This is a genomic window from Streptomyces sp. NPDC055962 (genome assembly GCF_042270185.1).
GTDB lineage: Bacteria > Actinomycetota > Actinomycetes > Streptomycetales > Streptomycetaceae > Streptomyces.
Genome location: NZ_JBHJYN010000008.1, coordinates 214,864 through 241,101, shown reverse-complemented (window position 1 = coordinate 241,101; position 26,238 = coordinate 214,864). Strand labels below are relative to the sequence as shown.

General features: G+C 70.6%; 23 protein-coding genes, 1 tRNA gene and 1 pseudogene. 15 read left to right on the top strand and 10 right to left on the bottom strand.

Annotated features, from left to right (window positions below):
* Window positions 1–148 precede the first annotated feature (148 nt).
* Both ACFC51_RS23550 and ACFC51_RS23545 read right to left on the bottom strand, forming a co-directional pair.
* Window positions 149–2,680 carry an SUKH-4 family immunity protein gene (locus ACFC51_RS23550; RefSeq protein ID WP_376530699.1) on the bottom strand — a complete coding sequence of 844 codons (2,532 nt, stop codon included), beginning with the start codon at window positions 2,678–2,680 and terminating at the stop codon, window positions 149–151.
* Window positions 2,681–2,685: 5 nt separating this feature from the next.
* Complete coding sequence (locus ACFC51_RS23545) at window positions 2,686–3,663, bottom strand: SMI1/KNR4 family protein (RefSeq protein WP_376530633.1); 978 nt, start codon at window positions 3,661–3,663, stop codon at window positions 2,686–2,688.
* Window positions 3,664–3,900: 237 nt separating this feature from the next.
* On the opposite strand from ACFC51_RS23545, the gene ACFC51_RS23540 reads away from it, so the two are divergent.
* Window positions 3,901–4,422, top strand: coding sequence for a YwqJ-related putative deaminase (locus ACFC51_RS23540; protein WP_376374064.1), 522 nt, complete (start codon window positions 3,901–3,903; stop codon window positions 4,420–4,422).
* Between the two features lie 10 nt (window positions 4,423–4,432).
* Window positions 4,433–4,951 (top strand): SUKH-3 domain-containing protein, encoded by a 519-nt coding sequence (locus ACFC51_RS23535; protein ID WP_376374066.1) that lies wholly within the window; start codon window positions 4,433–4,435, stop codon window positions 4,949–4,951.
* A gap of 123 nt (window positions 4,952–5,074) precedes the next feature.
* On the opposite strand, the gene ACFC51_RS23530 is transcribed toward ACFC51_RS23535, so the two are convergent.
* Complete coding sequence (locus ACFC51_RS23530) at window positions 5,075–6,391, bottom strand: sensor histidine kinase (RefSeq protein WP_376374068.1); 1,317 nt, start codon at window positions 6,389–6,391, stop codon at window positions 5,075–5,077.
* Window positions 6,392–6,546: 155 nt separating this feature from the next.
* Between ACFC51_RS23530 and ACFC51_RS23525 the strand changes: the two genes are divergently transcribed.
* From ACFC51_RS23525 to ACFC51_RS23495, 7 genes are all read left to right on the top strand, one after another.
* Complete coding sequence (locus tag ACFC51_RS23525) at window positions 6,547–7,419, top strand: hypothetical protein (RefSeq protein ID WP_376530630.1); 873 nt, start codon at window positions 6,547–6,549, stop codon at window positions 7,417–7,419.
* Window positions 7,420–7,431: 12 nt separating this feature from the next.
* Window positions 7,432–7,502: transfer RNA gene (locus ACFC51_RS23520), tRNA-Gln, on the top strand.
* 108 nt (window positions 7,503–7,610) lie between these two features.
* The gene (gene glmU, locus ACFC51_RS23515) at window positions 7,611–9,059 is read left to right on the top strand and encodes a bifunctional UDP-N-acetylglucosamine diphosphorylase/glucosamine-1-phosphate N-acetyltransferase GlmU (protein ID WP_376374073.1); all 1,449 of its coding nucleotides are present in this window, start codon (window positions 7,611–7,613) and stop codon (window positions 9,057–9,059) included.
* 119 nt (window positions 9,060–9,178) lie between these two features.
* Window positions 9,179–10,156 carry a ribose-phosphate diphosphokinase gene (locus tag ACFC51_RS23510; protein WP_376374075.1) on the top strand — a complete coding sequence of 326 codons (978 nt, stop codon included), beginning with the start codon at window positions 9,179–9,181 and terminating at the stop codon, window positions 10,154–10,156.
* A gap of 188 nt (window positions 10,157–10,344) precedes the next feature.
* A complete protein-coding gene (locus ACFC51_RS23505; protein ID WP_376374077.1) occupies window positions 10,345–10,932 on the top strand; it encodes a 50S ribosomal protein L25/general stress protein Ctc in 588 nt (195 codons plus the stop codon).
* A 123-nt stretch (window positions 10,933–11,055) separates the two neighbouring features.
* The gene (gene pth, locus ACFC51_RS23500) at window positions 11,056–11,649 is read left to right on the top strand and encodes an aminoacyl-tRNA hydrolase (protein WP_376374079.1); all 594 of its coding nucleotides are present in this window, start codon (window positions 11,056–11,058) and stop codon (window positions 11,647–11,649) included.
* 75 nt (window positions 11,650–11,724) lie between these two features.
* Complete coding sequence (locus tag ACFC51_RS23495) at window positions 11,725–12,195, top strand: hypothetical protein (RefSeq protein WP_376374082.1); 471 nt, start codon at window positions 11,725–11,727, stop codon at window positions 12,193–12,195.
* Window positions 12,196–12,259: 64 nt separating this feature from the next.
* Here the strand turns inward: ACFC51_RS23495 and ppc are convergent, their stop codons facing one another.
* On the bottom strand, window positions 12,260–14,989 hold the full coding sequence (gene ppc, locus ACFC51_RS23490; protein ID WP_376374084.1) for a phosphoenolpyruvate carboxylase: 2,730 nt from the start codon (window positions 14,987–14,989) through the stop codon (window positions 12,260–12,262).
* Window positions 14,990–15,317: 328 nt separating this feature from the next.
* Here ppc and ACFC51_RS23485 point away from each other — a divergent pair, with 328 nt between their 5' ends.
* Together ACFC51_RS23485 and ACFC51_RS23480 are read left to right on the top strand one after the other, a co-directional pair.
* Entirely contained in the window at window positions 15,318–16,304 is a 987-nt protein-coding gene (locus ACFC51_RS23485; RefSeq protein ID WP_376374087.1) for an acyl-CoA desaturase, read from the top strand.
* The gene (locus tag ACFC51_RS23480) at window positions 16,301–16,987 is read left to right on the top strand and encodes a TetR family transcriptional regulator (RefSeq protein ID WP_376374089.1); all 687 of its coding nucleotides are present in this window, start codon (window positions 16,301–16,303) and stop codon (window positions 16,985–16,987) included. The genes ACFC51_RS23485 and ACFC51_RS23480 overlap by 4 nt, the downstream gene beginning before the upstream one ends.
* Window positions 16,988–17,078: 91 nt before the next feature.
* On the opposite strand, the gene ACFC51_RS23475 is transcribed toward ACFC51_RS23480, so the two are convergent.
* Window positions 17,079–17,876 (bottom strand): trans-aconitate 2-methyltransferase, encoded by a 798-nt coding sequence (locus ACFC51_RS23475; protein ID WP_376530627.1) that lies wholly within the window; start codon window positions 17,874–17,876, stop codon window positions 17,079–17,081.
* Between the two features lie 89 nt (window positions 17,877–17,965).
* On the opposite strand from ACFC51_RS23475, the gene ACFC51_RS23470 reads away from it, so the two are divergent.
* Window positions 17,966–18,463: a MarR family winged helix-turn-helix transcriptional regulator gene (locus ACFC51_RS23470; protein ID WP_376374095.1), complete on the top strand. Its 498-nt coding sequence runs from the start codon at window positions 17,966–17,968 to the stop codon at window positions 18,461–18,463.
* On the opposite strand, the gene ACFC51_RS23465 is transcribed toward ACFC51_RS23470, so the two are convergent.
* Entirely contained in the window at window positions 18,422–19,216 is a 795-nt protein-coding gene (locus ACFC51_RS23465; RefSeq protein ID WP_376374098.1) for a LuxR C-terminal-related transcriptional regulator, read from the bottom strand. The genes ACFC51_RS23470 and ACFC51_RS23465 overlap by 42 nt on opposite strands.
* A 269-nt stretch (window positions 19,217–19,485) precedes the next feature.
* Here ACFC51_RS23465 and ACFC51_RS23460 point away from each other — a divergent pair.
* Window positions 19,486–19,923: pseudogene (locus tag ACFC51_RS23460) on the top strand (GNAT family N-acetyltransferase); the annotation flags it as partial.
* On the opposite strand, the gene galK reads toward ACFC51_RS23460, so the two are convergent.
* Genes galK through galT form a run of 3 tightly spaced genes read right to left on the bottom strand, consistent with a single transcriptional unit; the run spans window position 19,913 to window position 23,105 of the window.
* Entirely contained in the window at window positions 19,913–21,088 is a 1,176-nt protein-coding gene (galK, locus tag ACFC51_RS23455; protein WP_376530625.1) for a galactokinase, read from the bottom strand. The pseudogene ACFC51_RS23460 and the gene galK sit on opposite strands and share 11 nt — an antisense overlap.
* Entirely contained in the window at window positions 21,085–22,065 is a 981-nt protein-coding gene (gene galE, locus ACFC51_RS23450; RefSeq protein ID WP_376374103.1) for a UDP-glucose 4-epimerase GalE, read from the bottom strand. Before galE ends, galK begins: the two co-directional genes overlap by 4 nt.
* Window positions 22,062–23,105 carry a galactose-1-phosphate uridylyltransferase gene (gene galT, locus ACFC51_RS23445; RefSeq protein ID WP_376374106.1) on the bottom strand — a complete coding sequence of 348 codons (1,044 nt, stop codon included), beginning with the start codon at window positions 23,103–23,105 and terminating at the stop codon, window positions 22,062–22,064. Before galT ends, galE begins: the two co-directional genes overlap by 4 nt.
* A 238-nt stretch (window positions 23,106–23,343) precedes the next feature.
* Between galT and ACFC51_RS23440 the strand changes: the two genes are divergently transcribed.
* On the top strand, window positions 23,344–25,014 hold the full coding sequence (locus ACFC51_RS23440; RefSeq protein ID WP_376530622.1) for a sodium:solute symporter family protein: 1,671 nt from the start codon (window positions 23,344–23,346) through the stop codon (window positions 25,012–25,014).
* Between the two features lie 15 nt (window positions 25,015–25,029).
* Entirely contained in the window at window positions 25,030–25,326 is a 297-nt protein-coding gene (locus tag ACFC51_RS23435) for a hypothetical protein (RefSeq protein WP_376374111.1), read from the top strand.
* A 33-nt stretch (window positions 25,327–25,359) separates the two neighbouring features.
* Here ACFC51_RS23435 and ACFC51_RS23430 read toward each other — a convergent pair whose 3' ends face one another.
* Entirely contained in the window at window positions 25,360–26,049 is a 690-nt protein-coding gene (locus ACFC51_RS23430) for a LuxR C-terminal-related transcriptional regulator (RefSeq protein ID WP_376374147.1), read from the bottom strand.
* Window positions 26,050–26,238: the final 189 nt, after the last annotated feature.

Sequence of the window (26,238 nt, the reverse complement as noted above, 5' to 3'; positions counted from 1 at the left end):
TGCGGTAATTGGCCCGGAAGTCGGAATCGATCAGCTGCATTCAGGACGGAAGCGACCCGCATCACAGCGCCCCGCACAAAAGGCGCCCGCCCCCACCAGGGGACGAGCGCCTCACACCACACCACCGATCAGAACCGACCGGAACGGATCACAGCAGCCCGTCCCACATCTGCTCCAGCAGGACCGACCACCAGCCCTCCGGCGACGCCAGCGCCGCCGGGTCGACCGCCACCAGCTGCGCCTGGAAATCGACCGTCCAACGGCCCGCCTGCTCCGGATTCAGCCCGTACCGCAGCCGCCACATCCGGCCCAGCAACGCCATCGACCGCACGAACTCCGGCAGCCCCGTGTTCACGAACTGCGGCGGCACCGGCTGACCACCCGGCCCCGCCTCCACCGGCACGGCCACGATGTTCGCCGTGCCGTACTGCACACAGATCGCCCGGCCGAAGTCCGAACCCATCACCAGGTACGACCCCGCGTCCGACGCCGGCTGCACCTGGCGCTGCGCCGCCAGCTCCGCCAGCGTCGGCACCACGGGATGCCCCGGCTGCGCCCAGAAGAACGGCCCGAAATCAGCGGGCAGCCCCGCCCACACCAGCGTCCGCGCCACCACCTCGGGCACACCCTGACGGGACACCGCCCGCTGGTCGAAGCGCAGCACACCCGGACCGAACGCGCCGTGCAGCTCCTCCGCCAGCGCCTCCGGAGGCACCGCCGCGGCGGGCGGCATCTGCGGCAGCGGCGCCCGCACCGGAGCGGGCCGCGCCGGACCGTCGGCCACCTGGTGCAGCTCACCCTGATGCGTCAGCAGATGCTGCATCCCCTGCTGTCGGCTCGCGTGATCCGTCCCGTACGGCGCCACACTCGTGATACGGACCTGCGGCCAGGTCTCCCGGATCATCCGCGCGCAGTAACCACCCGGGAGCTCGCACGACTCCAGCTCCGTGTGCAGCTCGATGACCTGCTGCGGGGGCACGCCCATCGCACGCAGCTCGTGCAGCATCTGCCACTCCGGATGCGGCGTACCCGGCGCCGAACGCCGGATCAGCTGCTGCTCGCTGCCGTCGGCCGCACGGAAGCGCAGCACGGCCTGATAGCCCGGACCGACCGTCGGCTGCCCCGCCGGCTGCTGCGGATAGCCGTACGCGCCCGGAGGCGGCGGCGGAGTGTGCGGACCCGGCACCCCGGGAGGACCGGGCGGTCCCGGAGGCTGCGGCGCGCCCGGACCGGCCTGGCCCGGACCCGCCAGCATCGTCGCGGCGTGGTGGACCCCGCCACCCGGCGGAGGCCCGGGAGGCCCGGGGGGCCCGGGGGGCCCCGGCGGCGGCGTGGAACCGGGCGGAGGAGGCGGCACCGCACCAGGAGCGCCCGGAGCGCCGGGCGGACCCGGAGGCCCCGGGGGGCGCGGCGCGTTCGGCCCGCCGATGCTCGCGTCGGCGAACATCGTCGCCGCGTGATGCACCCCGCCGCCCGGAGGCGGCGTCGCACCCGGCGGCGGACCGGGAGGACCAGGAGGACCAGGAGGACCGGGAGGGGCAGGCGGCTGCGGCGCACCGGGAGGGGGCGTCGCACCGGGAGCCGGAGCCCCCGGAGGACCGAGCTGGGAGACCATCTGCGTGGGCACGTAGCCCCCCGCCGGCGCACCCGGTGCACCCGGCCCCGACTGCGGCGGCGCAGGAGGCCCCGGCCGGGCGCCCGGCGTACCGGGGGCACCCGGAGGCGGCGGAGTCGTCGGACCCGACCCACGCGCCCCCCGCGGCGGGACGACGGCCTTGCTCGTCGCCGCGTCGGCGATGTCACCCGCACCGGGCGCCGCCCGGCCGGGAGGAACGGGAGCCCCTGGAGCCGGAGCGGCGGGAGCCGCGGCACCCGGAGGCGACGCATGCGGATCGAGACCCGGAACGACCGCGGTCGACGGCAGCTGACTGCCACCCGACATCAACGCCGTAGGAGCCTCCGCGGAAACGACCGGCGGCGGAGTCCCGTCGTCGTCCGAACCCGAGAGCGGCGGCGCGAACACCGTCGCGGGCAACGGCACGGCTCCCCCGTCCCCGTCCGCGTTCGTGTCCGTACCCGCCCAGGGAGTCGCCCCGGCCGGCACCCCGTCGTTCGCCGTCGGCTCGTGATCCTGCTGCCCACCGGCAGCAGGCCACGCCGCCCCCGCACCGGAAGGAGCGGAGAGGGAGGAAGGAGGGGAAGGAGCGGGCGCGGGAACCGACGCAGAGGACGCGTCCGGAACCCGGGCGGACGAAGAGGACGGCACCGCATCGGCAGACGACCCGCCCGCCTCCCCGCGCCGGTCCGGGATTCCCAGCTTGTCCGCCGCCTCCTGCAACCACTCCGGCGGAGTCAGCAGGAACGACGTCTGATTCAGATCGATGCGCTGCGGCGGCTCCGGAGCGGACCGCACCTCGGCCGACGCCCCGTAGTCCTCCTCGTAACGCCGTATCACCTCGCCCACCGGCAGCCCCGGCCACAACGTGGCCTCACCGCTGTCCCGGGCGATCACCAGCCGCTGACGGCCACCGTCCGAGACAGGGCCCTCCGCCCGGTCCTCGGCCCACACCACGAAACCCAGCTCGAACTCACGGACCCGGACCTCACGGTGCTGATACGCGGGCACGTCACCGTTGACCCACTCGTCCGCCCGCTCCTGCGCCTGCGCGAAGGTCACCACCGCGCTCACCCCTCCACCGGGACGGCCCGCGCGAAGCCACCGTCCACCATCAGGTTCGCCACCGTCTCCAGCTCCGGCGGATTACCCGCGAGCCGCTGGAGGAAAGCATCGAAATCCTCACCGCACGGCAGCAGGAGCCGGTCCACCCGCTCCTGCACACCCCAGCCGTCCTGATCCCGCGCGTCGTCGTACGCGCAGAACCACACCGACCCCACGGCGTCCCCCCGCACCTTCACCGCCAGGATGCCGCCCTGGACGAAACCCACACCCAGGAAATCCTTCGTGAAGTGATCCCGCAGACACTTGTTCACATACACCAGGTCGTTCATCGCCGCTTCCTCACGCACCGTGAAGAACGGCTGGTCCACCAGCAGACCGAGCTCCGCGTCCAACGCCGCACCCACCGGAGCCGAACCGCCCGCCGCCTTCAGGAACGACCGGTACGCGCCCGGAAGCCGGTAGCCCAGATCCTCCTCGACACCCAGGACCTGCTGCTCACCCACCGCCACAGAACCCTTCGGCAGCCGGAAATGCGCCGGCCGGGTCTCCTGCAACGGCCGCGTCCCCCGGCGGTTCTGGTCCACCGCCGTCGTCGCCAGGCCACCGTGATGACGGAGCAGGGCCTTCACCTCGACCGGCACCAGCTCCATACGCCGGCCACCCGCCACGTGATGCCACGTCCAGCCGTGCGGGGTCGCCACCGAGGGAATCGTGTCCCACAGCTCATGACCGCTCGCCGCCAGCGCCGCGTTCGCCGACACGTAGTCCGTCAGCCGCAACTCGTCGACACCGAACCCCGGAGGCGGATCCGCGATCTCCGCCGCCGCGCGCGCGTACGGCGAAAGAACCGGATAGCCGTTCCCGTCCACGCGCACACCTCTAGGGTGGCGGGACGCCCGGACAGGATCCGGGAAATGAACGACCTGCCCGGCATAGGCCGCGTTCGGTGGCGCGGCTTGCTGCCCGAGCCGACCTGTCGTCATGGCGGTTGCCCCCTGCTGCGTCCGGTGTTCCGCACAGCCTATGCCGTGGCGCAACAACGCCCCCCGCCCCCCGCACCCACTCACCGAACGTCACCGGCGCGTGACGGACACGCGACAACCCGGCCACCGAGCCGCGACACGCAGACACGTTTCACCGACCCAGCTTCCGCAGCACCCTGCATATTTGGCAGGCTGTCCCCCGCAACTCGGGGGATTGCAGGGAGGGAAACCAGCACCATGCGCTCAGCACAAACAGTCACATCCGGAGATCCGCGACTCAGTTGGAGCACCACCGAGCCCCACCGCGCGCCCCGGCTCCACCACCGCCGCGACGGCATCCTGCCCGCGGTGGCCGCAGCGCTGTCCGTACGCGGGGAAACACTCACCTGCACCGCCGGCAAGGGCGACCAGCCACCGGTCCTCCACCCGCTCGTACAGGACTTCCTCGACACCCTCCCCAGCAACCAGCGCGAACGCTTCACCGGACGCTGCCCCGAAGCCATACTCCTGTCCCGGCAGCTCACCGCCGCCGACGACAGCCGCTCCAAACGGGCCCAGCGCAAACCCCTCACCAGCGGTGAGGCCCGCCGCGCACTCAAACACGCCCGCCTCACCGCCCGCCGCATCCGCGAGGACGGCGACCCCCTCCACGGCAGCTACGCACCCCCCTGCCGTTCCTGCACGGTGATGCTCGCCCACTTCGGCGTACGCCCCGTCGACCTCACCACAGGTGCGTCGACCACCGCCGAGAAGGGCTGAGCACACCACCATGCACGACCGGAACGACGTACCCGCCCAGCAGAGCCGCACCTCCACCACCCGCTTCCCCGTCGCCGTGGACGCCGCCCTCCGCGACGCCGGATGGCAGCCCGGACGCTGGGACATCCGCCAGGCCGAGGAATGGGCCGACGCCCTCCGCTCCCACGCCTCCCCCGCCGGACACCAGCACGCCGTCTTCCCCGCCGCCGTCGAGGCCTGGGCCGAATTCGGCGGACTGAGCCTCACCTCGTCCGCACCCGGCCGCCAGATCGCCACCACCACCGTGCGCATCGACCCGCTCAGCGGACTCCACCTGGCCCGCACGCTCGGCGACCTCGGACGCGCCCTGGAGACCGAGGTCGCCCCCCTCGGCGAAGAAGGCGACGGACAGGCCGTCCTCGCCATCGACAGCGAAGGACGCGTCTACTCCATCGACCACACCGGCGACTGGTACCTCGGCTCCGACATCGACCGCGCCCTCGAAACCCTCATGACCGGAGCCCAGCCCGCGCGCCTCACCTCCGGCTGAGCCGACCGACCGAGCGGACGTCACACCGGCGGAGCACACCGGGAGAGACCGCGCCGGAGAGGACCGCGCCGGAAGAGACCGTGCCGGAGAACCACACCGGAGAGGACCCGCCGGAAGGCAGCCCTACGCCGCCCCGCCGTCCGGCAGCACCGCCGACACCCGGAAACCCCCCGCGTCCGTCGGCCCCGACACGAACACACCCCCGAGCCCCAGCACCCGCTCCCGCATCCCCACCAGACCGTTGCCGCCACTCGGCAGCCCCGCGTCCGCCGTCACCCCGTCCGTCGGACCGTTCTCCACCTGCATCGCCACCTCCGCCCCACGATGCGCGAGCCGCACCCACGTCCTCGCACCCGCCGCATGCTTGTGGACGTTCGTCAACGCCTCCTGCACCACCCGGTACGCCGTCTGCTCCACCTCCGGGGCGTACGGACGCAACTCCCCCTCCACCGACAGCTCCACCGTCATCCCCGCCTCACGGGACTGCGCCACCAGCGCCTCCACCTCGCACAACCGCGGCCCGTCCTCCACCGCCGCGGCCACGACGACGGCCGCCACCCGCCCCACCGACGCGAGCGGCACCCGCCCCGTCCGCGGCGCCACCAGCGCGTCCCCGCTCCGCAGCACCCCGAGCATCTCCCGCAGCTCCGTCAGCGCCTGCCGGCCCATGTCCCCCACCAGCGCCGCGTTGCGCACCGCCTTCGCCGGGTCCTTCGGGGCCACCGCCTGCAACGCCGCCGCGTGCACCACCATCAGACTCACCCGGTGGGCCACCACGTCGTGCATCTCCCGGGCGATCCGGGTCCGCTCCTCCGTACGCGCCCACTCGGCACGCTCCTCCGCACGGTCCGCCAGCAGCGACAGCTCCCGCTCCAGCGAATCCGCACGCTCCCGCAGGCTCTCCATCAGCCTGCGCCTCGCACCGATGTAGAGACCGAAGATCGCCGAGGGCGCCGTCAGCCCCAGCGACATGAACAGGGACACCACCGGGACGTACCAGACCCCCGGCCCGAAATCGGCGTGGGCGTCCACGCTCTGCCGGAGCCGCACGTACGACACGATGAAGGTGCCGACCAGGGTCATCCCCGTCAGCACCACCGTGATCCTGCGCGGCACCTCGGAGGCCGCCAGGGTGTACAGCCCCACGATCCCCATCAGGAAGCCCATCTCGGCCGGGGTCGTCGCGATCGACACCAGCACCACGGCGATCGGCCACCGCCTGCGCAGCACCAGGACCGAACCCGCGAGCAACCCGAAGAGCACCCCGAGCGGCACCGGCAGCCCGGTGTCCCCGGCGAACTCCACCCCCTCCAGCGCACACTCCAGCGCCGAGACCAGCGCCAGCCCCACGTCCAGAACGACACTGCGCCGCCGCTCCCACCACCAGTAGCCGCGGGTGGTCGGTCCCGCCGCTTCCCGGTCTGCCCCCGTTGCGGTCATGGCATCCAGCCTACGGGCGGCCGCATCTCTTTTTCGGGAGACTCCGTCAGCACGGAAAGCGACCCGTCGCGCCGCAAAGGCAGGCAGACCGCACGATCCGGTGAACCGAGCACTCTTTCGACCCGGACGTCCGCATTCCGGACGACGCTGTCCGTATGACACATGCCACAGGCAAGTACGCGGACTTCGAAGGGCTGCGCGAGAAGGCGATCTCACTGCGCAGGGAGGGGTTGAGCCGTCGCCAGATCCGCGACCGCCTGCGCGTCGGCAACAACGACATCCTCAATCGCCTCCTAGAGGGCGAGCCGGCCCCGGAGTGGACGAAGCGCCCGAACGCCAAGGACGACCTGAGCACGAAGGCCCGGGAGCTGCGGCTCCAGGGCATGACCTACGACCAGATCCAGCTGGAGCTGGGGTGCTCCAAGGGCTCGATCTCGCTATGGGTACGGGACCTGCCGAAGCCCGAGCGCAAACGCATCGCCGAACAGGCCTCCGAGATCGCTCGCCGCGGCTGGGAAGCGACTCTCCAACGGCGCGATGATGAACGGTTGCGGACGAAGAAGGCGGCGGCGGCCGAGATCAGCTCACTCAGCCCGCGCGAACTGTTCCTGGTAGGCGTGGGCCTCTATTGGGCGGAGGGAAGCAAGTCGAAGCCCTACCGTTCACAGGAGAGGGTCACCTTCACCAACAGCGACCCCGACATGATCTCCGTCTACCTCGCATGGCTACGCCTCCTGGGCGTCTCTCCGCAACACCTCCGGTTCCACGTCCACATCCACGAGACGGCCGACGTCAGAGCGGCGGAGCGCTACTGGGCCGACCTCACAGGCGCTACCGCCTCCGCATTCGGCAAGACCACGCTCAAAAGGCACACCCCGAAGACGAACCGGAAGAACACAGGTGAGGGGTACCGCGGTTGCCTTGTGGTCCGAGTTCTGAAAAGTGCGGACCTCTACCGTCGCATCGAGGGCTGGTGGTGCGGCATAGTAGGGGCTGCGAAATGCACCGATCAAGAGAATCGGACATAACGCCATAGACCATCCCGGGTCGTCTAATGGCAGGACAAATGGTTTTGGTCCATTGAATGAGGGTTCGATTCCTTCCCCGGGAGCTCCGCGCGCGGGCCCCGACCTCACCGGTCGGGGCCCGCGCTCGTTTCGGGCGTAAACGCCCCCGGTATCCTGCGGGTGTCCACCACCCGAAGCCGAAGGGCACATCCGTGAGCGCCATCAGCCCGGCAGCCGTCGTCGTCCTCGCAGCGGGTGAGGGCACCCGCATGAAGTCGAAGACCCCCAAGGTCCTGCACGAGATCTCCGGGCGCTCGCTCGTCGGACATGTCGTCGCCGCCTCCCGTGAGCTCGGTCCCCAGCACCTCGTCGTGGTCGTCGGCCATGCCGCCGAGCAGGTCACCGCGCACCTCTCCGCCGGGGACACCCCCGTGCGCACCGCCTACCAGGCCGAGCAGAACGGCACCGGTCACGCCGTACGGATGGCGCTCGGGGAGCTCGGCGGCGCCGTGGACGGCACCGTCATCGTGGTCTGCGGCGACACCCCGCTGCTCTCCGGCGAGACCCTCTCGGCGCTGGCCTCCACCCACGTCGCCGACGCGAACGCCGTCACCGTCCTGACCGCGGAGGTCCCGGACTCCACCGGCTACGGCCGGATCGTCCGCGACGCGGGCACCGGGGCGGTCACCGAGATCGTCGAGCACAAGGACGCCACCGAGACGCAGCGTGCGATCCGTGAGATCAACTCCGGGGTGTTCGCCTTCGACGGGCGGCTGCTCGGCGAGGCCCTCGGCAAGCTGCGTACGGACAACAGCCAGGGCGAGGAGTACCTCACCGACGTGCTGTCGATCCTGCGCGGGGAGGGGCACCGCGTCGGCGCCTCGGTCGCGGGTGACCACCGGGAGATCCTGGGGATCAACAACCGCCTCCAGCTGGCGGAGGCGCGGCGCCTGCTCAACGAGCGGCTGCTGGAGCGCGCCATGCTCGCCGGCGTGACGGTCGTGGACCCGGCGTCGACGCTGATCGACGCGACGGTGACGTACGAGCGCGACGCCATCGTGCACCCGGGGACGCAGCTGCTGGGCACGACGCACCTGGCGGAGGACGCCGAGGTGGGCCCGAACTCCCGCCTGAAGGACACGGTGGTCCACGCGGGCGCCCGGCTGGACAACTCGGTCGCGGACGGCGCCGAGGTGGGCCCCGGGGCGACCGTGGGGCCGTTCGCCTATCTGCGTCCGGGTACGCGGCTGGGGGCGAAGGCCAAGGCGGGTACGTACGTCGAGATGAAGAACGCGACGATCGGCGAGGGCACGAAGGTGCCGCACCTGAGCTATGTCGGGGACGCGACGATCGGTGACCACACCAACATCGGTGCGGCGAGCGTGTTCGTGAACTACGACGGGGTGGCCAAGCACCACACCACGATCGGGTCGCACTGCAGGACCGGGTCGGACAATATGTTTGTGGCGCCTGTCACGGTCGGGGACGGCGTTTACACGGCCGCGGGTTCGGTCATCACCAAGGACGTACCGTCCGGCTCGCTGGCCGTCGCCCGGGGCCAGCAGCGGAATATCGAGGGTTGGGTCGCCCGCAAGCGTCCCGGGAGCGCTGCGGCGCAGGCCGCTCAGGCCGCCGCCCAGGAGTCCGACGGCGAAAGCTGACCGGAAACAGGTACGCCGAAGGCGGCGTACCGTGATAGATGCTCACCCATTTCGGCTGGCTCGTCGCACATCGGGACACATGCGCGCGGCGCCAGATACACGTCTGAGGAGACTGTGCTGTGACCGGGATCAAGACGACCGGCGAGAAGAAACTGATGCTCTTCTCCGGCCGCGCCCACCCCGAGCTGGCCGAGGAGGTCGCGCACCAGCTGGGTGTCGGCCTCGTGCCGACGAAGGCCTTCGATTTCGCCAACGGTGAGATCTATGTGCGTTTCCAGGAGTCCGCACGCGGTGCCGACTGCTTCCTGATCCAGAGCCACACGGCTCCGATCAACAAGTGGATCATGGAGCAGCTGATCATGCTGGACGCGCTGAAGCGCGCGTCGGCACGGTCCATCACGGTGATCGTGCCGTTCTACGGGTACGCCCGTCAGGACAAGAAGCACCGCGGCCGTGAGCCGATCTCGGCGCGTCTGGTCGCGGACCTGATGAAGACGGCGGGTGCGGACCGGATCCTCACCGTCGATCTGCACACGGACCAGATCCAGGGCTTCTTCGACGGCCCGGTGGACCACCTGTTCGCGCTGCCGATCCTGGCGGACTACGTGGGTGCGAAGGTGGACCGGTCGAAGCTGACGATCGTGTCGCCGGACGCCGGCCGTGTGCGTGTCGCCGACCGCTGGTGCGACCGTCTGGACGCGCCGCTGGCGATCGTGCACAAGCGCCGTGACAAGGACGTTCCGAACCAGGTCAGCGTGCACGAGGTCGTCGGTAACGTCGAGGGCCGGGTGTGTGTGCTGGTCGACGACATGATCGACACGGGTGGCACGATCTGCGCGGCCGCGGACGCGCTGTTCGCGCACGGCGCCGAGGACGTCATAGTGACGGCGACGCACGGGGTGCTCTCCGGCCCCGCCGCGGACCGTCTGAAGAACTCCAAGGTCAGTGAGTTCGTGTTCACGGACACGCTTCCGACGCCTGGTGAGCTGGAGATCGACAAGATCACGGTGCTGTCCATCGCGCCGACGATCGCGCGTGCGGTCCGCGAGGTCTTCGAGGACGGTTCGGTGACGAGCCTCTTCGAGGAGCAGGAGTGACCGCCTGCGGGTGATCGACTTTGGGTGCGGCCTCCCCGCCGGGTAGACTCAGTGAGTTGCTCGGCGAGGGAGGCCGTTCTCATGCGTGGTCATGGGGATCGGTGGTCCGTTATCGACGCGCTCTTCGTAGCAGGCCTGTCGTGGGCCGGGTGACCATCGGTTTTTCGTCACCTTACGAGGAGTGCAGCATGGCTGAGATCAAGCTCGAAGCATCGGTCCGTTCGGAGTTCGGCAAGGGCGCTGCCCGTCGCACCCGTCGCGCCAACCTGGTTCCCGGGGTCGTCTACGGCCACGGTGCTGAGCCGGTTCACATCAACCTGCCGGGCCACGAGCTGCAGCTCGCGCTCCGTACGGCCAACGTCCTCATCGGTCTCGAGATCGACGGCAAGGACGCCCTGGTCATCCCGAAGGCCGTGCAGCGCAACGCCCTCAAGGGCAACATCGAGCACGTCGACCTGCTGACCGTGAAGCGCGGCGAGAAGGTCAACGTCGAGATCGCGGTGCACGCCGAGGGCGACCTGGCGCCGGGTGCCAACCTGCTGGAGTACGTGCAGAACACCCTGCTCGTCGAGGCCGAGGCCACGCACATCCCCGAGTCGGTCACGGTCTCCGTCGCCGGTCTGGACGCGGGTGACTCGATCGCCGCCAAGGACATCGAGCTGCCCAAGGGTGCCGTGCTCGCCGGTGACGAGGACGCCATCGTGCTGCAGGTCGTCGCCGCGCAGGCCGAGGAGGCCCCGGCCGAGGGCACCGAGGCCGAGGGCGCCGAGGCCTGAGCCTCGCTCCACCTGCTTCACTGACGGGGTGGCGGTTCCCTTTCGGGGGTTCCGCCGCCCCGTTTCCCTGTGTCCACAGCCCTGTGGACAGCCGTTCGCCCGTATCCGAGGAGACTCCGCGCGATGTCCGACGTCAACGACCCCTGGCTGATCGTGGGCCTCGGCAATCCCGGTCCCGACTATGCGGCGAACCGGCACAACGTGGGTTTCATGGTGGCGGATCTGCTGGCGGAGCGGATCGGCGGGAAGTTCAAGCGGGCGCAGAAGGCGCAGGCGCAGGTGGTGGAGGGGCGGATCGGTCCGCCGGGTCCGCTGAGCCGTCGGGTGGTGCTGGCGAAGCCGATGTCGTACATGAATCTGTCGGGTGGTCCGGTGACGGCGCTGCGTGATTTCTACAAGGTGCCGCTGGATCATGTGGTGGCGGTGCATGACGAGCTGGACATCGATTTCGGCATGCTGCGGCTGAAGCTCGGTGGCGGGGACAACGGGCACAACGGGCTGAAGTCGATGACGAAGGCGATGGGTCCGGAGTATCACCGGGTGCGGTTCGGAATCGGCCGGCCGCCGGGGCGGATGCAGGTCGCCGACTTCGTGCTGAAGGATTTCTCGGGTACGGAGCGCAAGGAGCTCGGGTATCTGGTGGACCGGTCGGCGGATGCGGTGGAGTCGTTGCTGGCGGAGGGGCTGGAGCGGGCTCAGTCCGCGTACAACTCCTGACATTCCTGCTGGTTCCTGGGTGTTTTTCGGCCACAGGTTGACCGGTGGCAGGGCTCTGCCCAAGGATCTGCCCCCATGAAACGGAGTTCCTCCCACCGGCTGCTGGCTCATGGCCGTACGTTCGCCGCCGGCTGTGTCGTCGTGTTGCTGCTGGTAGCGGGCGTGTGGTCGTCGTGGGACACGGCGCACCACATCGTCCTGGCCAAGGGGCGTGAGCACGGCACGATGGCGGTGACGGCGTGCGGTGAGGACGCGTGCACGGGGTCGTTCGCTCCGGGCGCGGATGCGCAGGAGCGGGCCGCGGTGACGATCGAGCGGTCCGTGGCGGTGAAGAAGGGTGAGCGTTTCCCCGTCGTGGTGAAGCCCGGGACCGGGGACGTGGTGCGTACCGGGACGCCGGGCTTCCTGCATGCCTGGGTGCCGTTGGGTGGTGCTCTGCTGCTGGCCGCCCTGGTGATCGGCGGCGGGATGCGGCTGACGCGCACGGCGTGGGGGACGGGGATCGCGGGTGCGGTCCTGTTGACGGCGACGTTCGTCGCCCTCTGACAGGGCCGCACCCGCTCGGTCGTCCCGGGTGGGTCTCAGCCCGTGGTGCGGGACCCGCAGGGCGTCAGCCCGTGTTGCGGAGGCCCGCTGCGACACCGTTGACGGTGAGCAGGAGGGCCCGTGCGAGCAGCGGGTCGGGCTCCTCGCCGCGTTCGGCTGCCTGTCGCTGGCGGGCGAGCAGGGAGACCTGGAGGTAGCTGATCGGGTCCAGGTAGGCGTCGCGGATGGCGAAGGTCTGCTGGAGCACCGGGCTGGTGCCGAGGAGTTCCTTGCCGCCGGTGACCTTGAGGACTTCCTGCACGGTGAGTTCGTGCTCGGCGACGATGTCGTCGAAGACGTGCTTGAGCTCGTCGGGGACGAGGGTGTCGACGTAGTGCCGGGCGATGCGCAGGTCGGTCTTGGCCAGGGTCATCTCGACGTTGGAGATGAAGTTCCGGAAGAAGTGCCACTGCTCGTGCATTTCTTCGAGGACGGTGCCGAGGCCGGCTTCGCGGAGGGCCTTGAGGCCGGATCCGACGCCGAACCAGCCGGGCACGATCTGCCGTGACTGGGTCCAGCCGAAGACCCACGGGATGGCGCGGAGGCCGTCGAGCGAGACGCCCGAGCCGGGGCGGCGGGAGGGCCGGGATCCCAGGTGCAGGTCGGCGAGCTGGTCCACCGGGGTGGAGGCGAGGAAGTACGTCGGCAGGTCGGGGTCCTCGACCAGCTTGCGGTACGCCGCGTGGGCGGCGTCCGAGACGGTGTCCATGGCCGCGTCCCAGCGGGCGAGCGCTTCGTCGGACTGGCGGGGTGCGGTGTGGAGTGCGGAGGCCTGGAGGGTGGCCGCGACGGTCAGTTCCAGGTTCTCGCGGGCGAGGGCGGGGATGAGGTACTTGTCGGAGATGACCTCGCCCTGTTCGGTCACCTTGATCTCGCCCTCGAGGGTGCCCCAGGGCTGCGCGAGGATCGCGTCGTGGGAGGGGCCGCCGCCGCGGCCGACGGTGCCGCCGCGGCCGTGGAAGAGGCGCAGGCGTACGCCGTAGCGGTGGGCCACGTCGCGGAGCCGGCGCTGGGCGCGGTGGATCTCCCACTGGGAGGTGGTGATGCCGCCGAACTTGGAGGAGTCGGAGTAGCCGAGCATGACCTCCTGGACGTCGCCGCGGAGCGAGACGAGGCGGCGGTAGGAGGGGTCGGCGAGCATCTCGTCGAGGATGACGTCGGCGGCCTTGAGCTCGTCGGTGGTCTCCAGGAGCGGCACGATGCCGATCTTGGCCCAGCCGCCGTGGAGGTCGAGGAGGCCGGCCTCGCGGGCGAGGACGGCTGCGGCGAAGACGTCGTCGGCGCCCTGGCACATCGAGATGATGTAGGACTCGATGACTTCGGGGCCGAAGCGTTCGAAGGCCTGGCTGATGGTGTGGAAGACGCCGAGGGTCTTCTCGCCCGCGGCGTCCAGGGGGGCCGGGGTGGGGGCGAGGGGGCGGCGGGAGCGCAGTTCCTTGGCGAGGAGCTTCTGCCGGTAGTCGCGCGGCATGTCGGTGTAGCGCCAGGACTCCTCGCCGAGGCGGTCGAAGAGCTGGCCGAGCGCGTGGTGGTGGGCGTCGGCGTGTTCGCGGACGTCCATGGTGGCGAGCTGGAGGCCGAACGCGGTGAGCGTGCGGATGGTGCGGTCCATGCGGCCGTCGGCGAAGAGTCCGCCGCGGTGCGCGCGCAGGGAGGTCTGGATGAGGACCAGGTCGGCGATGAGCTCGGCGGTGCCGAGGTAGTCGCAGCCGGGGCGGTGGGGGGTGCCGGAGGCGAGGCGCTCGCGGGTGTTGACGAGCTTCTGGCGGACGCAGGTGGCCTTGAGCCGGTAGGGCTCCTCGGCGTTCAGCCGCTTGTAGCGGGGGCTGATCTCGGGGAGCAGCTCCAGGTCGGTCTGGAGCGAGGTGAGGAGCTCGTCGGTGGCTCCGGTGTAGCGGATGGAGTTGGAGAGCAGTCCGCGCAGCTGGTCGACGAGTTCGAGGGCGTCGGTGATGCCGTGCTCGTGCTGGAGGATGAGCACGTCCCAGGTGACGGTGGGCGTGACGTTGGGGTTGCCGTCGCGGTCGCCGCCGATCCAGGTGCCGAAGGTGAGGGGGCGGGTGCCGGCGGGCAGTTCGACGCCGACGCGCTCCAGTTCCGCGGCCAGGTCCTCCAGGACGTCGCCCACCGCGTTGGCGTGGAGTTCGTCGAGGTAGTAGATGGCGTTGCGGGCCTCGTCGGCGGGCTCCGGGCGTACGACGCGGAGTTCGTCGGTCTGCCAGATGAGGTCGATGTTCTCGGCCAGGCGGATGTCCTGGCGTCGGCGGTCGGCCTCGATGACGGGGGTTTCGAGGAGTTCGGCGATGCGGCGGAGCTTGTTGAGCACGGAGCGCCGTGCGGCCTCGGTGGGGTGTGCGGTGAAGACGGGCCGGACGTTGAGGTTCTTGACCGTCTCGCGCAGGTGTTCGGGGTCGGCGTCCTTGAGGCGGTCGGCGGTGCGGGCGAGGAGCCCGCCTTCGGCGGCCCGTCGGTCGCGCATCTCGTGGGCGCGGTGGACCTGCTCGGTGACGTTGGCGAGGTGGAAGTAGGTGGAGAAGGCGCGCACGAGCTGTGCGGCGGTCTCCAGGTCGGTGTCGCCGAGGAGCTCGGCAGCTGCCTCGCCGTCCTCGCGGGTCAGGGCGCGGACGCGTTCGACGAGGTCGAGGAGGTCCTGGCCTTCCTGGCGTACGAGGGTCTCGCCCAGGAGGTCGCCTAGGCGGCGGATGTCGGCCCGCAGTTCGGTGGTGGCGGCGGGGGTCTGGTCGGCACTGCTCACAGTGTGCGGCTCCTTGCAGTGGTTGAGCACGTCTGTCAGGGGGGCCGGGGCGCTCGCGGTGCTGACGGGTCACCCCGGATATGCAGAGTGCGGACCGCGCTGTCCGACGCCCCCAGGATAGGTGTCCTGACGACGGGCGTGCTCGTTGCCCTGCGGGGGTGGGACCGATCCGGGGTAGACGAGGGCTGGAGGGCCGCTCGCACAAGGGTTGCCCCGTCGGTGTTCACGTGTCGCGGGCCTTTTCGCTGCCATACTTACGTTGCCGTAGGTTACGGAAGCGTAGCCCGCTCATTCCGTCATATTTCCTCACCTCACAGGGGACTCCCCAATGCCCACCAGCCCCGACGTGATCGACGACGGCCTGCCGACGGCGGCAGGCGACTCCACAGCCGCCTCCGCCACGCTCGGCGGCGACAAGAAACGTTCGATCGAACAGATCGCCCTGCTGCTGTTCATCGTGGTGCCGTTCGCCGCCCTGGTCGCGGCGGTGCCGCTGGCCTGGGGCCGCGGTGTCAGCTGGCTCGATCTGGGCCTGCTGGTCTTCATGTACTACTGGGGCTGCCACGGCGTGACGATCGGTTTCCACCGCTACTTCACGCACGGCTCGTTCAAGGCGAAGCGTCCGCTCCGTATCGCCCTGGCGGTCGCCGGTTCGATGGCGGTGGAGGGCCCTCTCGTGCGGTGGGTCGCCGACCACCGCAAGCACCACCGGTTCTCGGACGCCGAGGGCGATCCTCATTCGCCGTGGCGGTTCGGTGAGAACCTGCCTGCGCTGGTGAAGGGCCTGTGGTGGGCCCACATCGGCTGGATGTTCAACGAGGAGCAGACGCCGCAGCAGAAGTACGCCCCGGACCTGGTCAGGGACCCGGCGATCCGCGGGATCTCGCGTCACTTCCTCAGCTTCACGATCCTGTCGCTGGCGATTCCGCCGCTGGTCGGCGGTCTGGTGACGTGGTCGTGGTGGGGTGCGTTCACCGGGTTCTTCTGGGGTTCGCTGGTCCGGGTCGCGCTCCTGCACCACGTGACGTGGTCGATCAACTCGATCTGCCACGCGGTCGGCAAGCGGCCGTTCAAGTCGCGTGACCGCTCCGGGAACGTGTGGTGGCTGGCGGTCCTCTCGTGCGGCGAGTCCTGGCACAACCTGCACCACGCGGACCCGACGAGCGCGCGGCACGGGGTGCTGAAGGGCCAGATCGATTCGAGTGCCCGGCTGATCCGCTGGTTCGAGAAGCTGGGCTGGGCGCACGACGTGCGGTGGCCCGACGCGTCGCGTATCGCTGCCCGGCGCAAGGCCGCGGCCGCCGACCCGGCATGATTGACGACGTGGCGACCGACGGAAGCACCAGCGGCGAGAAGAGCATGCCTGCCCCCACGCGAAGGGCCCGGCGGGTCCGCATGACGGGCAAGGAGCGCCGCGAGCAGCTCCTGGACATCGGCCGCACCTTGTTCGCCGACAAGGGCTTCGAGGGCACCTCGGTGGAGGAGATCGCGGCGCGCGCCGGGGTCTCCAAGCCGGTGGTGTACGAGCACTTCGGCGGCAAGGAGGGTCTGTACGCCGTCGTGGTGGACCGTGAGATGCGCCAGCTGCTGGATCTGGTGACGGGGGCGCTCACCGCGGGGCACCCCCGTGAGCTGCTGGAGCAGGCGGCGTTCGCGCTGCTCGACTACATCGAGACGTACACGGACGGTTTCCGGATCCTGGTGCGTGATTCCCCGGTCGCGCAGTCCACGGGCACGTTCGCCTCACTGATCAGTGACATCGCCACGCAGGTCGAGGACATCCTGGGCCTGGAGTTCAAGGCGAGGGGCTTCGACCCGAAGCTGGCGCCGCTGTACGCGCAGGCGCTGGTCGGGATGGTGGCGCTGACGGGTCAGTGGTGGCTGGACGTGCGGAAGCCGAGGAAGGCGGAGGTCGCCGCCCATCTGGTGAATCTGGCGTGGCACGGGCTGGAGAACCTGGAGTCGAAGCCGCGGCTGATAGGGCACCGGAAGAACTGAGCCGCCCCGGCCGGTGCGTGATCACTCGGCGCGGTGGCGTGTGCTCCTGTCACCGGCGGCCCTGGACAGCCCGCGAGCCCGGCGCGGGCGTTCAGCCCGCCGTGCGCGCCACGGCGAAGATCCGGCGGAACGGGAAGACCGTGCCGTGCGGGCCGGCCGGGTAGGCGGTGCGCAGCAGGTCGCGGTAGGCGCCGAGGAAGGCGTCGTGGGCCCGGGGGTCGTCGGCGAGGGCGGTGAGGACGGGGCGCAGGCCGGTGCCCTTGACCCAGTCGAGGACGGCGTCCTCCCCCTGGAGCAGGTGCAGGTAGGTGGTCTCCCAGACGTCGACGGTGCGTCCGGGTGCGGTGAGGTGTTCCAGGTAGCCGGTGGGGGTGTCGACGGCGTCGCCGTGGCGCAGGAGACCGCCGAGGCGTGTCCGCCAGCGGGGGGATTCGGCGAGTTCGCGCATGAGGGTGTGGCTGGGGGCGTCGAAGTTGCCGGGCACCTGGAAGGCGAGGGTGCCGCCGGGGGTGAGGGCGTCGAGCCAGCGGGGGAGGCGGGCCGTGTGTCCGGGGACCCACTGGAGCAGGGCGTTGGAGACGATGAGGTCGTACGTCTCGGTGGGTTCCCAGGTGGCGGCGTCCGCCTCGGCGAAGTCGAGGAGGGGCCCGGCGTGGGTGCGGGCGCGCTCCAGCATCCGGGGGGAGTTGTCGTAGCCGGTGATGCGGGCGGCGGGCCAGCGGTCGGCGAGGACGGTGGTGACGTTTCCGGCGCCGCAGCCGAGGTCGGCGATCCGGGGTGCGGGTTCGTGCGGGAGGGGTCCGATGCGGGCCAGGAGGTCGTGGAAGGGGCGGGTGCGGTGGCCGGCGTGACGGAGGTACTGGCCGGGGTCCCAGACGGGTGCTGTCATGCTGTCCAGGATCACCAGGCGAGTCTCTTGATGTCAAGACACTTGAATTCAAGAGACTTCATGTCGAGGGACCCTCTACACTGATCGACATGGAGGACGAGGTCGACCGGCTGGTCGCTGCGTGGCGCCGCGAGCGCCCTGACCTCGACGTGGAACCACTCGAGGTCCTGAGCCGCGTCTCCCGCCTGGCCAGGCATCTCGACCGGGCCCGCAGGATCGCCTTCGCGGAGCACCAGCTGGAGCCGTGGGAGTTCGACGTGCTGACGTCGCTGCGACGCGCGGGCGCCCCGTACCAGCTCTCCCCCGGCCAGCTCCTCACGCAGACACTGGTCACCTCGGGCACCATGACGAACCGCATCGACCGGCTGACCAAGAAGAACCTGGTGGAGCGGCTCCCCGATCCGAGCGACCGGCGCGGTGTCCTCGTGCGGCTGACCGACCTGGGCCGCGACAAGGCCGACCAGTCGCTGGCCGGCCTGCTCGACCAGGAGCGGGCCATCCTCGGCGAGCTCTCACGCCAGCAGCGCTCCGAACTCGCCGGACTGCTACGCCAGTTGACCGCCCCGTTCGACAACATCCCCGGATAGCGGGGCCGGGCCCACCCCGGCCCGCCGGGCCAGCGCCACGGCTGCCAGCGTCGAGTGCACGCCCAGCTTCCCCAGCACGTTCTGCATGTGCGTCCGCACCGTGTGCGGGGACAGGAAGAGACGCTCCGCGACCGCCTTGCGGCCCAGGCCCGCCACCATGCAGCGCAGCACCTCACGCTCGCGCGGCGTCAGCGACTCCACGAGCTGCTCGCTCTCGGTGCGGTGCTTGCGGGCCGCTGTCAGCTCCCGGAGCACACCGGTGAGCAGGGCGGGCGGCAGGTGCGTCTCGTCCCTCAGCACCCCCCGGATGACGGTCAGCAGCCGTTGCAGGGAACAGTCCTTGGCGACCCAGCCCGAGGCGCCGGCCTGGAGCGCCATCGCCGCGCGGCGCGGGTCGTCCTTCTCTGCGAGCACCACCGTGCGGATGTGCGGGCGCCCCGAACGGACGCCGGCCACCAGCGAGATGCCGTCCACCGGACCGCCCCCGCCGCCGTCGTCCGGTGCACCGCGCGGCGCGGGGACCGGCCGGGCGCCGCCCGTGGCGAGGACGCCCAGCTCGGCGTCGACCAGCATCACGTCGTAACGGCGCCCCTCGGCGGCCGCGCGTTCCAGACAGCGCAGCGCGGCCGGGCCGCTGCCCGCCGCGGACACGTCGACGTCCGGTTCGGCCGCGAGGGCCGCGGCGAGGGACTCGGCAAAGATGCGGTGGTCGTCGACCACCAGAACCCGGATACGAGCCACAGACACCCCCATGCTGTGTGAACCCCTGGGGCGCCCGTTCACGACCGGCCCCGACGGGGACGGATCCTGCGGACACGACGCCCGGAGCACTCCGGTGAACCGCCGGCGCACGGCCGCCGCCGTGTGCCGGCCGTCACCCGCTCCGGGCGTCGTGTCCGACCTGTCTCGTCCCCTGAAACGGCACCGGCCCCCACCGGTGCTGAGCATCAGCGTACGGGGGGTGGTGGGCGCCGGAAGGCGATTCGCAGAACTGACCGGTCGAGGTGTTCAGGGTGTTGTTCATGTTCCGTCTTGAGACAGAAGTGGACAAGGAACGTCGTCTTCTGCTGGGCCGTCGGCTGCACGACGACAACCGGGACGGATCACCGGAGCTGCGCGCCCTGCATTCGACCTCCGCCGCGCACGAAGTGCCGCTGGAGGTCCGGCTCCTGGACGGCCGGGGAACGCCGGCCGGCGGACTGAGCGGGCGGACCTGGGCCCACTGGCTCCATGTGGACCTGCTCCGGGTCGACGCCCGGCACCGCGGCCTCGGTCTCGGCGCGCGGCTCCTCACCGAGGCGGAGCGCCTCGCCCGCGACGACCGGGCGTGCACCCGCTCCCGGCTGGAGACCTGCGACTTCCAGGCCCCGGAGTTCTACCGGAAGCAGGGGTACGAGGTGGTCGGCGCGGTCGAGGACTGCCCGCCCGGTGTCGCGGAACTGACCTTGGTCAAGCAGCTGGAGCGAGCCGGCGTGCCCCCGCCGAAGGAACCGCGGGAAAGACCCCTGGGGCGGCGTACCCGGCCGAGGTGAACGCCTCCGAGACGGCCTTGGCGACGGTGTCCGCCATCGCCTCCTCCACCAGGACGATCGCGGAGCCGCCGAAGCCGCCGCCGGTCATCCTCGCCCCGAGCGCCCCGGCGGTGTGCGCGGCCGAGACCACGAGGTCCAGCTCCGGGCACGAGACCCGCAGGTCGTCGCGGAGCGAGCGGTGCCCCTCGTCGAGCACCGGGCCCGCCGCGCGCACGTCGCCCGCGTCGAGCAGCGCGATGACCTGCTCCACCCGGTGGTTGTCGCTCACGACATGGCGGACGTAGCGCACGACCGACTCGTCCTCGCCCGCCGCCGCGAGGGTCTCCAGGGCGGCGTCCAGGCCCTCGTACGGGAGGTCGCGGAGGGTGCCGATGCCGAGGGCCCGGGCTCCGGCCTCGCAGCCGGCCCGGCGCTCCGCGTACGCGCCGTCGCCCAGGGCGTGCTTGACCCGGGTGTCGACGACGAGCAGCTGCAGTCCGTGCGAGGCCAGGTCGAAGGGGACCTGGCGCACGGTGAGGTCGCGGGTGTCGAGGTGCAGGGCGTGCCCCTCGGTGGCGCAGGCGGAGGCCATCTGGTCCATGACGCCGCAGGGGACACCGACGAAGGCGTTCTCGGCACGCTGGCCGAGCACCGCGATCTCCGGTGCGCCGAGGCCCAGTTCGAAGAGGTCGTTGAGCGCGAGGGCGGTGACGACTTCGAGCGCGGCGGACGAGGAGAGCCCGGCGCCGACGGGGACGGTGGAGGTGAGCTGGATGTCGGCGCCCGTGACGGGATGCCCGGCCTCGCGGAGCGCCCAGACGACCCCGGCCGGGTAGGCGGCCCAGCCGTGGCCGGAGTGCGGGGTCAGCTCGTCGACGCGCAGCGAGACGACGCCGCCCGGTACGTCGGTGGAGTGCAGGCGGAGCTGCCCGTCGGTGCGGCGGGCGACGGCGGCGCGGGCGTGGTGCGGGAGGGCGAGCGGCATGACGAAGCCGTCGTTGAAGTCGGTGTACTCACCGATGAGGTTCACCCGTCCGGGTGCTGCCCAGATCCCTTCGGGCGCGCTCCCGTAGAGCTCGGTGAACGAGGCGGTGAGCTCGGCGTTGTCGGTCATGGTGCGGTGGGCTCCTCTCGGCGGGCGAACGTCCAGGCGTCGGCGACGATGGCGGCCAGGTCGGCGCGGGACGGCTTCCAGCCCAGCCGCTCCCTGGCGGTGGCGGCGGAGGCGACGAGGACGGCCGGGTCGCCGCCGCGCCGGGGGGCCGCGGTCTCGGGGACCGGGTGGCCGGTGACCCGGCGGACGGTCTCGATGACCTCGCGCACCGAGAAGCCGTTGCCGTTGCCGAGGTTGCAGATGAGGTGCTCGCCCGCGGTGGCCGTCTCCAGGGCCAGCAGGTGGGCCTCGGCGAGGTCGGCGACGTGGATGTAGTCGCGTACGCAGGTGCCGTCGGGGGTCGGGTAGTCGTCGCCGTACACGGAGATCGACTCGCGCTGCCCGAGGGCGACCTGGAGGACCAGCGGGATGAGGTGGGACTCGGGGCTGTGGCGCTCGCCGCAGCTGCCGTACGCGCCGGCGACGTTGAAGTAGCGCAGGGAGACGGCGGCCAGGCCGTGGGCGGCCGCCTCACCGGTGATCATGTGGTCGACGGCGAGCTTGGAGGCGCCGTACGGGCTGGTGGGCGCGGTGGGGTCGGACTCCGTGATGGGGCTGGAGACCGGCTCGCCGTAGGTCGCCGCGGTGGAGGAGAAGACGAGGGTGCGCACGCCCGCGTCACGCATGGCGGCGAGGAGGGCGGTGGTGCCGCCGACGTTGTTCACCCAGTACTTCTCGGGGTCGACGACGGACTCGCCGACCTGGGAGAACGCCGCGAAGTGCAGCACCCCGTCGTAGGAGGGGTCCAGCCAGGTGGCGGCGTCCTGGATGCGGCCCTCGATGAACTCGGCGCCCTGGGGGACGCCTTCGCGGAAGCCGGTCGACAGGTCGTCGAGGACGGTCACGGTGTGACCGGCCTCCAGCAGGTGTGCCGCGACGACGCTGCCGACGTATCCCGCGCCGCCCGTCACCAGGTACTTCTTGCCGGTGTTGCTCACTCGCTCGCTACCTCTCGCAGTCGCTGGGCCGCGGCCTCCGGCGGCACGTCGTTGATGAAGACGCCCATGCCGGACTCGGAGCCCGCGAGGAACTTCAGCTTGCCGGTGGTCCGCCTGATGGTGAAGAGCTCCAGGTGCAGTCCGAACTCCTCCCGCCCGGCGACCCGGAAGGGGGCCTGGTGCCAGGCGGAGATGTACGGCGTGGGCGGCTCGCCGGGGCCGAAGATCCGGTCGAATCGCCTCAAGAGTTCCAGATAGATCTGTGGGAACTCTGTCCGCGCGCCCGCGTCGAGTTCCCGGAGGTCGGGGACGCGGCGGCGCGGGTGGAGGTGGACCTCGTAGGGCCAGTGCGCGGCGTACGGCACGAAGGCGACCCAGTGCTCGCCCTCCAGGACGATCCGGTCGCCGTCGGCCAGCTCGCGCGCGACGACGTCGTCGAAGAGGTTGCGGCCGGTCTCCGCGCGGTGGGTCTCCAGGGAGCGGAGCATCTGCTCGGTGCGCGGGGTGACGAAGGGGTAGCCGTAGATCTGTCCGTGCGGATGGCCGAGGGTGACGCCGATCTCGGCGCCCCGGTTCTCGAAGCAGAACACCTGGGTGACCTGCGGGAGCTCGGCGAGGTCGGCGGTGCGGTCGGTCCATGCCTCCAGGACCAGGGCGGCCTGGTCCTCGGTGAGGCCGGCGAAGGACACGTCGTGGTCGGAGGTGAAGCAGACGACCTCGCAGCGGCCGGAGTCACCGGCGAGGGAGGGGAAGCGGTTCTCGAAGACGGCGACGTCGTAGCCGGTGTCGGGGATCTCGCTGAGGCGGCCCTCCTGCGAGGGGCAGAGCGGGCACTCGTCGGCCGGCGGGTGGTAGGTGCGCCCCTGCCGGTGCGAGGCGATGGCCACCGAGTCGCCGAGCAGCGGGTCGTGGCGGATCTCCGAGGACGTCGACACGGCGTCCAGCGGCCGGGTGTCGACGGCGTCGCGGACGGTGTCGTCCGCGGAGTCGTAGTAGATCAGCTCACGGCCGTCGGCGAGGGTCGTAACCGTCTTCTTCACCAGGCTCCTCCATGTGACGCCCTCCCAAACATAACCGCACATAACAAATCACAACTCAACACGCCAGTCAATGCCACTGAATCCTGTGGCCACCCTGTGACCGAGGGTCGCCAGAACCGGACATTCCGCCCCGCGCGATCACGATCAAACAAAGAACGCCATTCAAGCTGTTCATTTTCTGAACACAAAGGCGTAGGTTCCGACAGGTTCAGTTCGCGCAACGAAGCGAGTACCCCCCATGCAATATCTGGCCGAAGGGCTCCGGCTCCCCACGAACGGGCTCGATTACACAATCCTGGCGATCTACTTCGTCGTGGTGCTCGGCATCGGCTTCGCCGCCCGGGCCAGTGTGAAGACGAGTCTCGACTTCTTCCTCTCCGGACGGTCACTGCCCGCATGGGTGACCGGTCTGGCCTTCGTCGCGGCGAATCTCGGCGCGACCGAGATCCTCGGCATGGCGGCGACCGGCGCGCAGTACGGCGTCGCGGTCGTCCACTGGTACTGGATCGGCGCCATCCCCGCCATGGTCTTCCTCGGCCTGGTGATGATGCCCTTCTACTACCGGTCGAAGGTCCGCTCCGTGCCGGAGTTCCTGCTGCACCGCTTCGACAAGTCGGCACACCTGCTGAGCTCCATACTCTTCGCCTTCTCGGCGATCCTGATCGCGGGCGTGAACCTCTACGCCCTCGCGATCGTCGTGGAGGCGCTGCTGGGCTGGCCGCAGTGGGTCGCGATCGTGGTCGCCGGCCTCTTCGTGCTGGTCTACATCACCATCGGCGGCCTCTCCTCCGCCATCTACAACGAGGTGCTGCAGTTCTTCGTCATCCTCGCCGCGCTGATCCCGCTGACCCTGCTGGGCCTCAAGCGCGTCGGTGGCTGGGACGGGCTGAGCGGCTCCCTGGAGAAGCAGCACGGTGCGGACTTCATGACCGCCTGGGGCGGCACGGGCATCGGTGACGCCAACCCGCTGGGCGCCAACTGGCTGACGATCATCCTCGGCCTGGGCTTCGTCCTCTCCTTCGGCTACTGGACGACGAACTTCGCCGAGGTGCAGCGCGCCCTGTCCGCGAAGAACCTCTCGGCCGCCCAGCGCACCCCGCTGATCGCCGCCTTCCCGAAGATCTTCATCGTCTTCGTCGTGATGATCCCGGGCCTGGTCGCGGCCGTGCTGGTGCCGAAGATCGGGACGCCCGGCTCCGACCTCACGTACAACGACGCCATCCCGCTGCTGATGCAGGAGCTGCTGCCCAACGGTGTGCTCGGCATCGCGGTGACCGGTCTGCTGGCCGCGTTCATGGCCGGTATGGCCGCCAACGTCTCGTCGTTCAACACGGTGTTCACCACGGACATCTGGCAGCGGTACGTGAAGAAGGACCAGCCCGACGCGTACTACCTGCGCTTCGGCCGGCTGATCACCGCCGTGGGTGTGCTGGCCTCGATCGGCACCGCGTTCATCGCCGCCAGCTTCTCCAACATCATGACGTACCTCCAGACGCTGTTCTCGTTCTTCAACGTCCCGCTGTTCGTCGTCTTCATCATCGGCATGTTCTGGAAGCGCGCCTCGATGAAGTCGGGCGTCTGGGGCCTGCTGGCGGGCACCACGGCCGCGATGGTGAACTACTTCGTCATCTACAAGCAGGGCATCATCGACATCCCGTCCGACCAGGGCGCCAACTTCGTCTCCGCGATCGTCGGATTCGTCGCCGGCGCGGTCGTCATGGTCGCCGTCACCCTCTTCACCGCTCCCAAGCCGGAGGCCGAACTGGCCGGTCTGGTCTACGGGACGGAGGCACCGGACTCCGAGGAGGTGCCGGACGAGGGCGACAGCGCGTGGTACCGCAAGCCCGCCCTGCTCGGCTGGGGCGCGATCGTCCTCGCCACCCTGTGCTACCTGCCCTACTCGCTCTGATCGGAGGCACTCACCATGTCCGACGCACACGAAGCACACAAGGAAGTCTCCGAGCTGGAGCGCACGTCCGCGACCGCGGCCCGGCTCTTCGACATCCGGCGGATCATCGGCGGTCTCTTCGTGGTCTACGGAGTGATCGTCACCATCGCCGGCATCAACCCGTCCGACGCCGACCTGAAGAAGGCCGAGGGCGTCCACATCAACCTCTGGACCGGCCTGGCCATGCTGGCGCTCGGGCTGTTCTTCCTCATCTGGATGAAGCTGCGCCCGGCGCAGGTGCCGGACACGGCGCCCGGTACGCCGGAGAGCTGACCGGTACCCCGCGGGGGCCGGACGATCACGCGTTCACGCGGGACCGTCCGGCCCCCGCGGCGTTCCCGCCCGGTCCAGGAGCCCGGTCCGGGCGGCGAGCGCGGCGGCCTCCAGCCGGGAGCCGACGCCGAGCTTCATCAGCACCCGCTGCACATGCGTGCGCGCGGTGCTCGGCGCGATCCCCATGCCGGCCGCGATCAGCCGGGTGTCCTCGCCCTCGGCGACCCGCACCAGCACCTCGACCTCACGCGGGGTCAGCATGCGCAGCAGCCGCTGCCCCTCGTCGTCCGGCTGGGCCGCCGGATGCAGCAGTTCGGCGAAGGCGCCCCGCAGCAGCTGCGGGGCTATCGCCGCCTCCCCCGCGCGCGCCTTGATCATCGCGCGCTCGACGCCCTCGATGCGTTCGTCGTGCCGGACGTAGCCGGCCGCTCCCGCGGCGAAGGCCGCCGCGATGCCGCGCGGGCTCGGCACCGGGCCGAGCACCACCACGGCCACCTGCGGACGCTCGCGCCCGATCCGGACGATCGGGTCGAACACGCCGGGCTCGGCGGGTGCCGCCGTGCCGAACAGGCAGACCTCGGGCGCCCTGCTGACGACCAGTTCCGCAGCACCGGACGTCGGCGCGGCCGCCGCGAGCACGCGGTGCCCCCGCAGTTTCAGTGCCGAGGCGAGTGCCTCGGCGAGCAGACGGTGGTCATCGACCACCATGAGCCGCACGCCCATCGGAAATGCCCCCATGTGTACAGCGCTGTGTCGCTGCGTAACCCTGAAATGGCCCCCCGGCCCCTCTGACCCGGCAAGTTACACGCTTGTTCGACGCTGCGCGCCCTCTCCCGGGCAGAAGCCCCCCAGAGTGCCGAATTCTGAGTCATTCAGGGCTACTTGCCTACGTGCCCGTCAGAAAACGACCGG

Coding starts and splice junctions, on each gene's coding strand:
- ACFC51_RS23545 (WP_376530633.1), bottom strand. CDS start 3,663: ATGACGACAGGTCGGCTCGGGCAGCAAGCCGCGCCACCGAACGCGGCC.
- ACFC51_RS23540 (WP_376374064.1), top strand. CDS start 3,901: ATGCGCTCAGCACAAACAGTCACATCCGGAGATCCGCGACTCAGTTGG.
- ACFC51_RS23535 (WP_376374066.1), top strand. CDS start 4,433: ATGCACGACCGGAACGACGTACCCGCCCAGCAGAGCCGCACCTCCACC.
- ACFC51_RS23530 (WP_376374068.1), bottom strand. CDS start 6,391: ATGACCGCAACGGGGGCAGACCGGGAAGCGGCGGGACCGACCACCCGC.
- ACFC51_RS23525 (WP_376530630.1), top strand. CDS start 6,547: ATGACACATGCCACAGGCAAGTACGCGGACTTCGAAGGGCTGCGCGAG.
- ACFC51_RS23505 (WP_376374077.1), top strand. CDS start 10,345: ATGGCTGAGATCAAGCTCGAAGCATCGGTCCGTTCGGAGTTCGGCAAG.
- pth (WP_376374079.1), top strand. CDS start 11,056: ATGTCCGACGTCAACGACCCCTGGCTGATCGTGGGCCTCGGCAATCCC.
- ACFC51_RS23495 (WP_376374082.1), top strand. CDS start 11,725: ATGAAACGGAGTTCCTCCCACCGGCTGCTGGCTCATGGCCGTACGTTC.
- ACFC51_RS23485 (WP_376374087.1), top strand. CDS start 15,318: ATGCCCACCAGCCCCGACGTGATCGACGACGGCCTGCCGACGGCGGCA.
- ACFC51_RS23480 (WP_376374089.1), top strand. CDS start 16,301: ATGATTGACGACGTGGCGACCGACGGAAGCACCAGCGGCGAGAAGAGC.
- ACFC51_RS23475 (WP_376530627.1), bottom strand. CDS start 17,876: ATGACAGCACCCGTCTGGGACCCCGGCCAGTACCTCCGTCACGCCGGC.
- ACFC51_RS23470 (WP_376374095.1), top strand. CDS start 17,966: ATGGAGGACGAGGTCGACCGGCTGGTCGCTGCGTGGCGCCGCGAGCGC.
- ACFC51_RS23465 (WP_376374098.1), bottom strand. CDS start 19,216: ATGGGGGTGTCTGTGGCTCGTATCCGGGTTCTGGTGGTCGACGACCAC.
- galK (WP_376530625.1), bottom strand. CDS start 21,088: ATGACCGACAACGCCGAGCTCACCGCCTCGTTCACCGAGCTCTACGGG.
- ACFC51_RS23440 (WP_376530622.1), top strand. CDS start 23,344: ATGCAATATCTGGCCGAAGGGCTCCGGCTCCCCACGAACGGGCTCGAT.
- ACFC51_RS23435 (WP_376374111.1), top strand. CDS start 25,030: ATGTCCGACGCACACGAAGCACACAAGGAAGTCTCCGAGCTGGAGCGC.
- ACFC51_RS23430 (WP_376374147.1), bottom strand. CDS start 26,049: ATGGGCGTGCGGCTCATGGTGGTCGATGACCACCGTCTGCTCGCCGAG.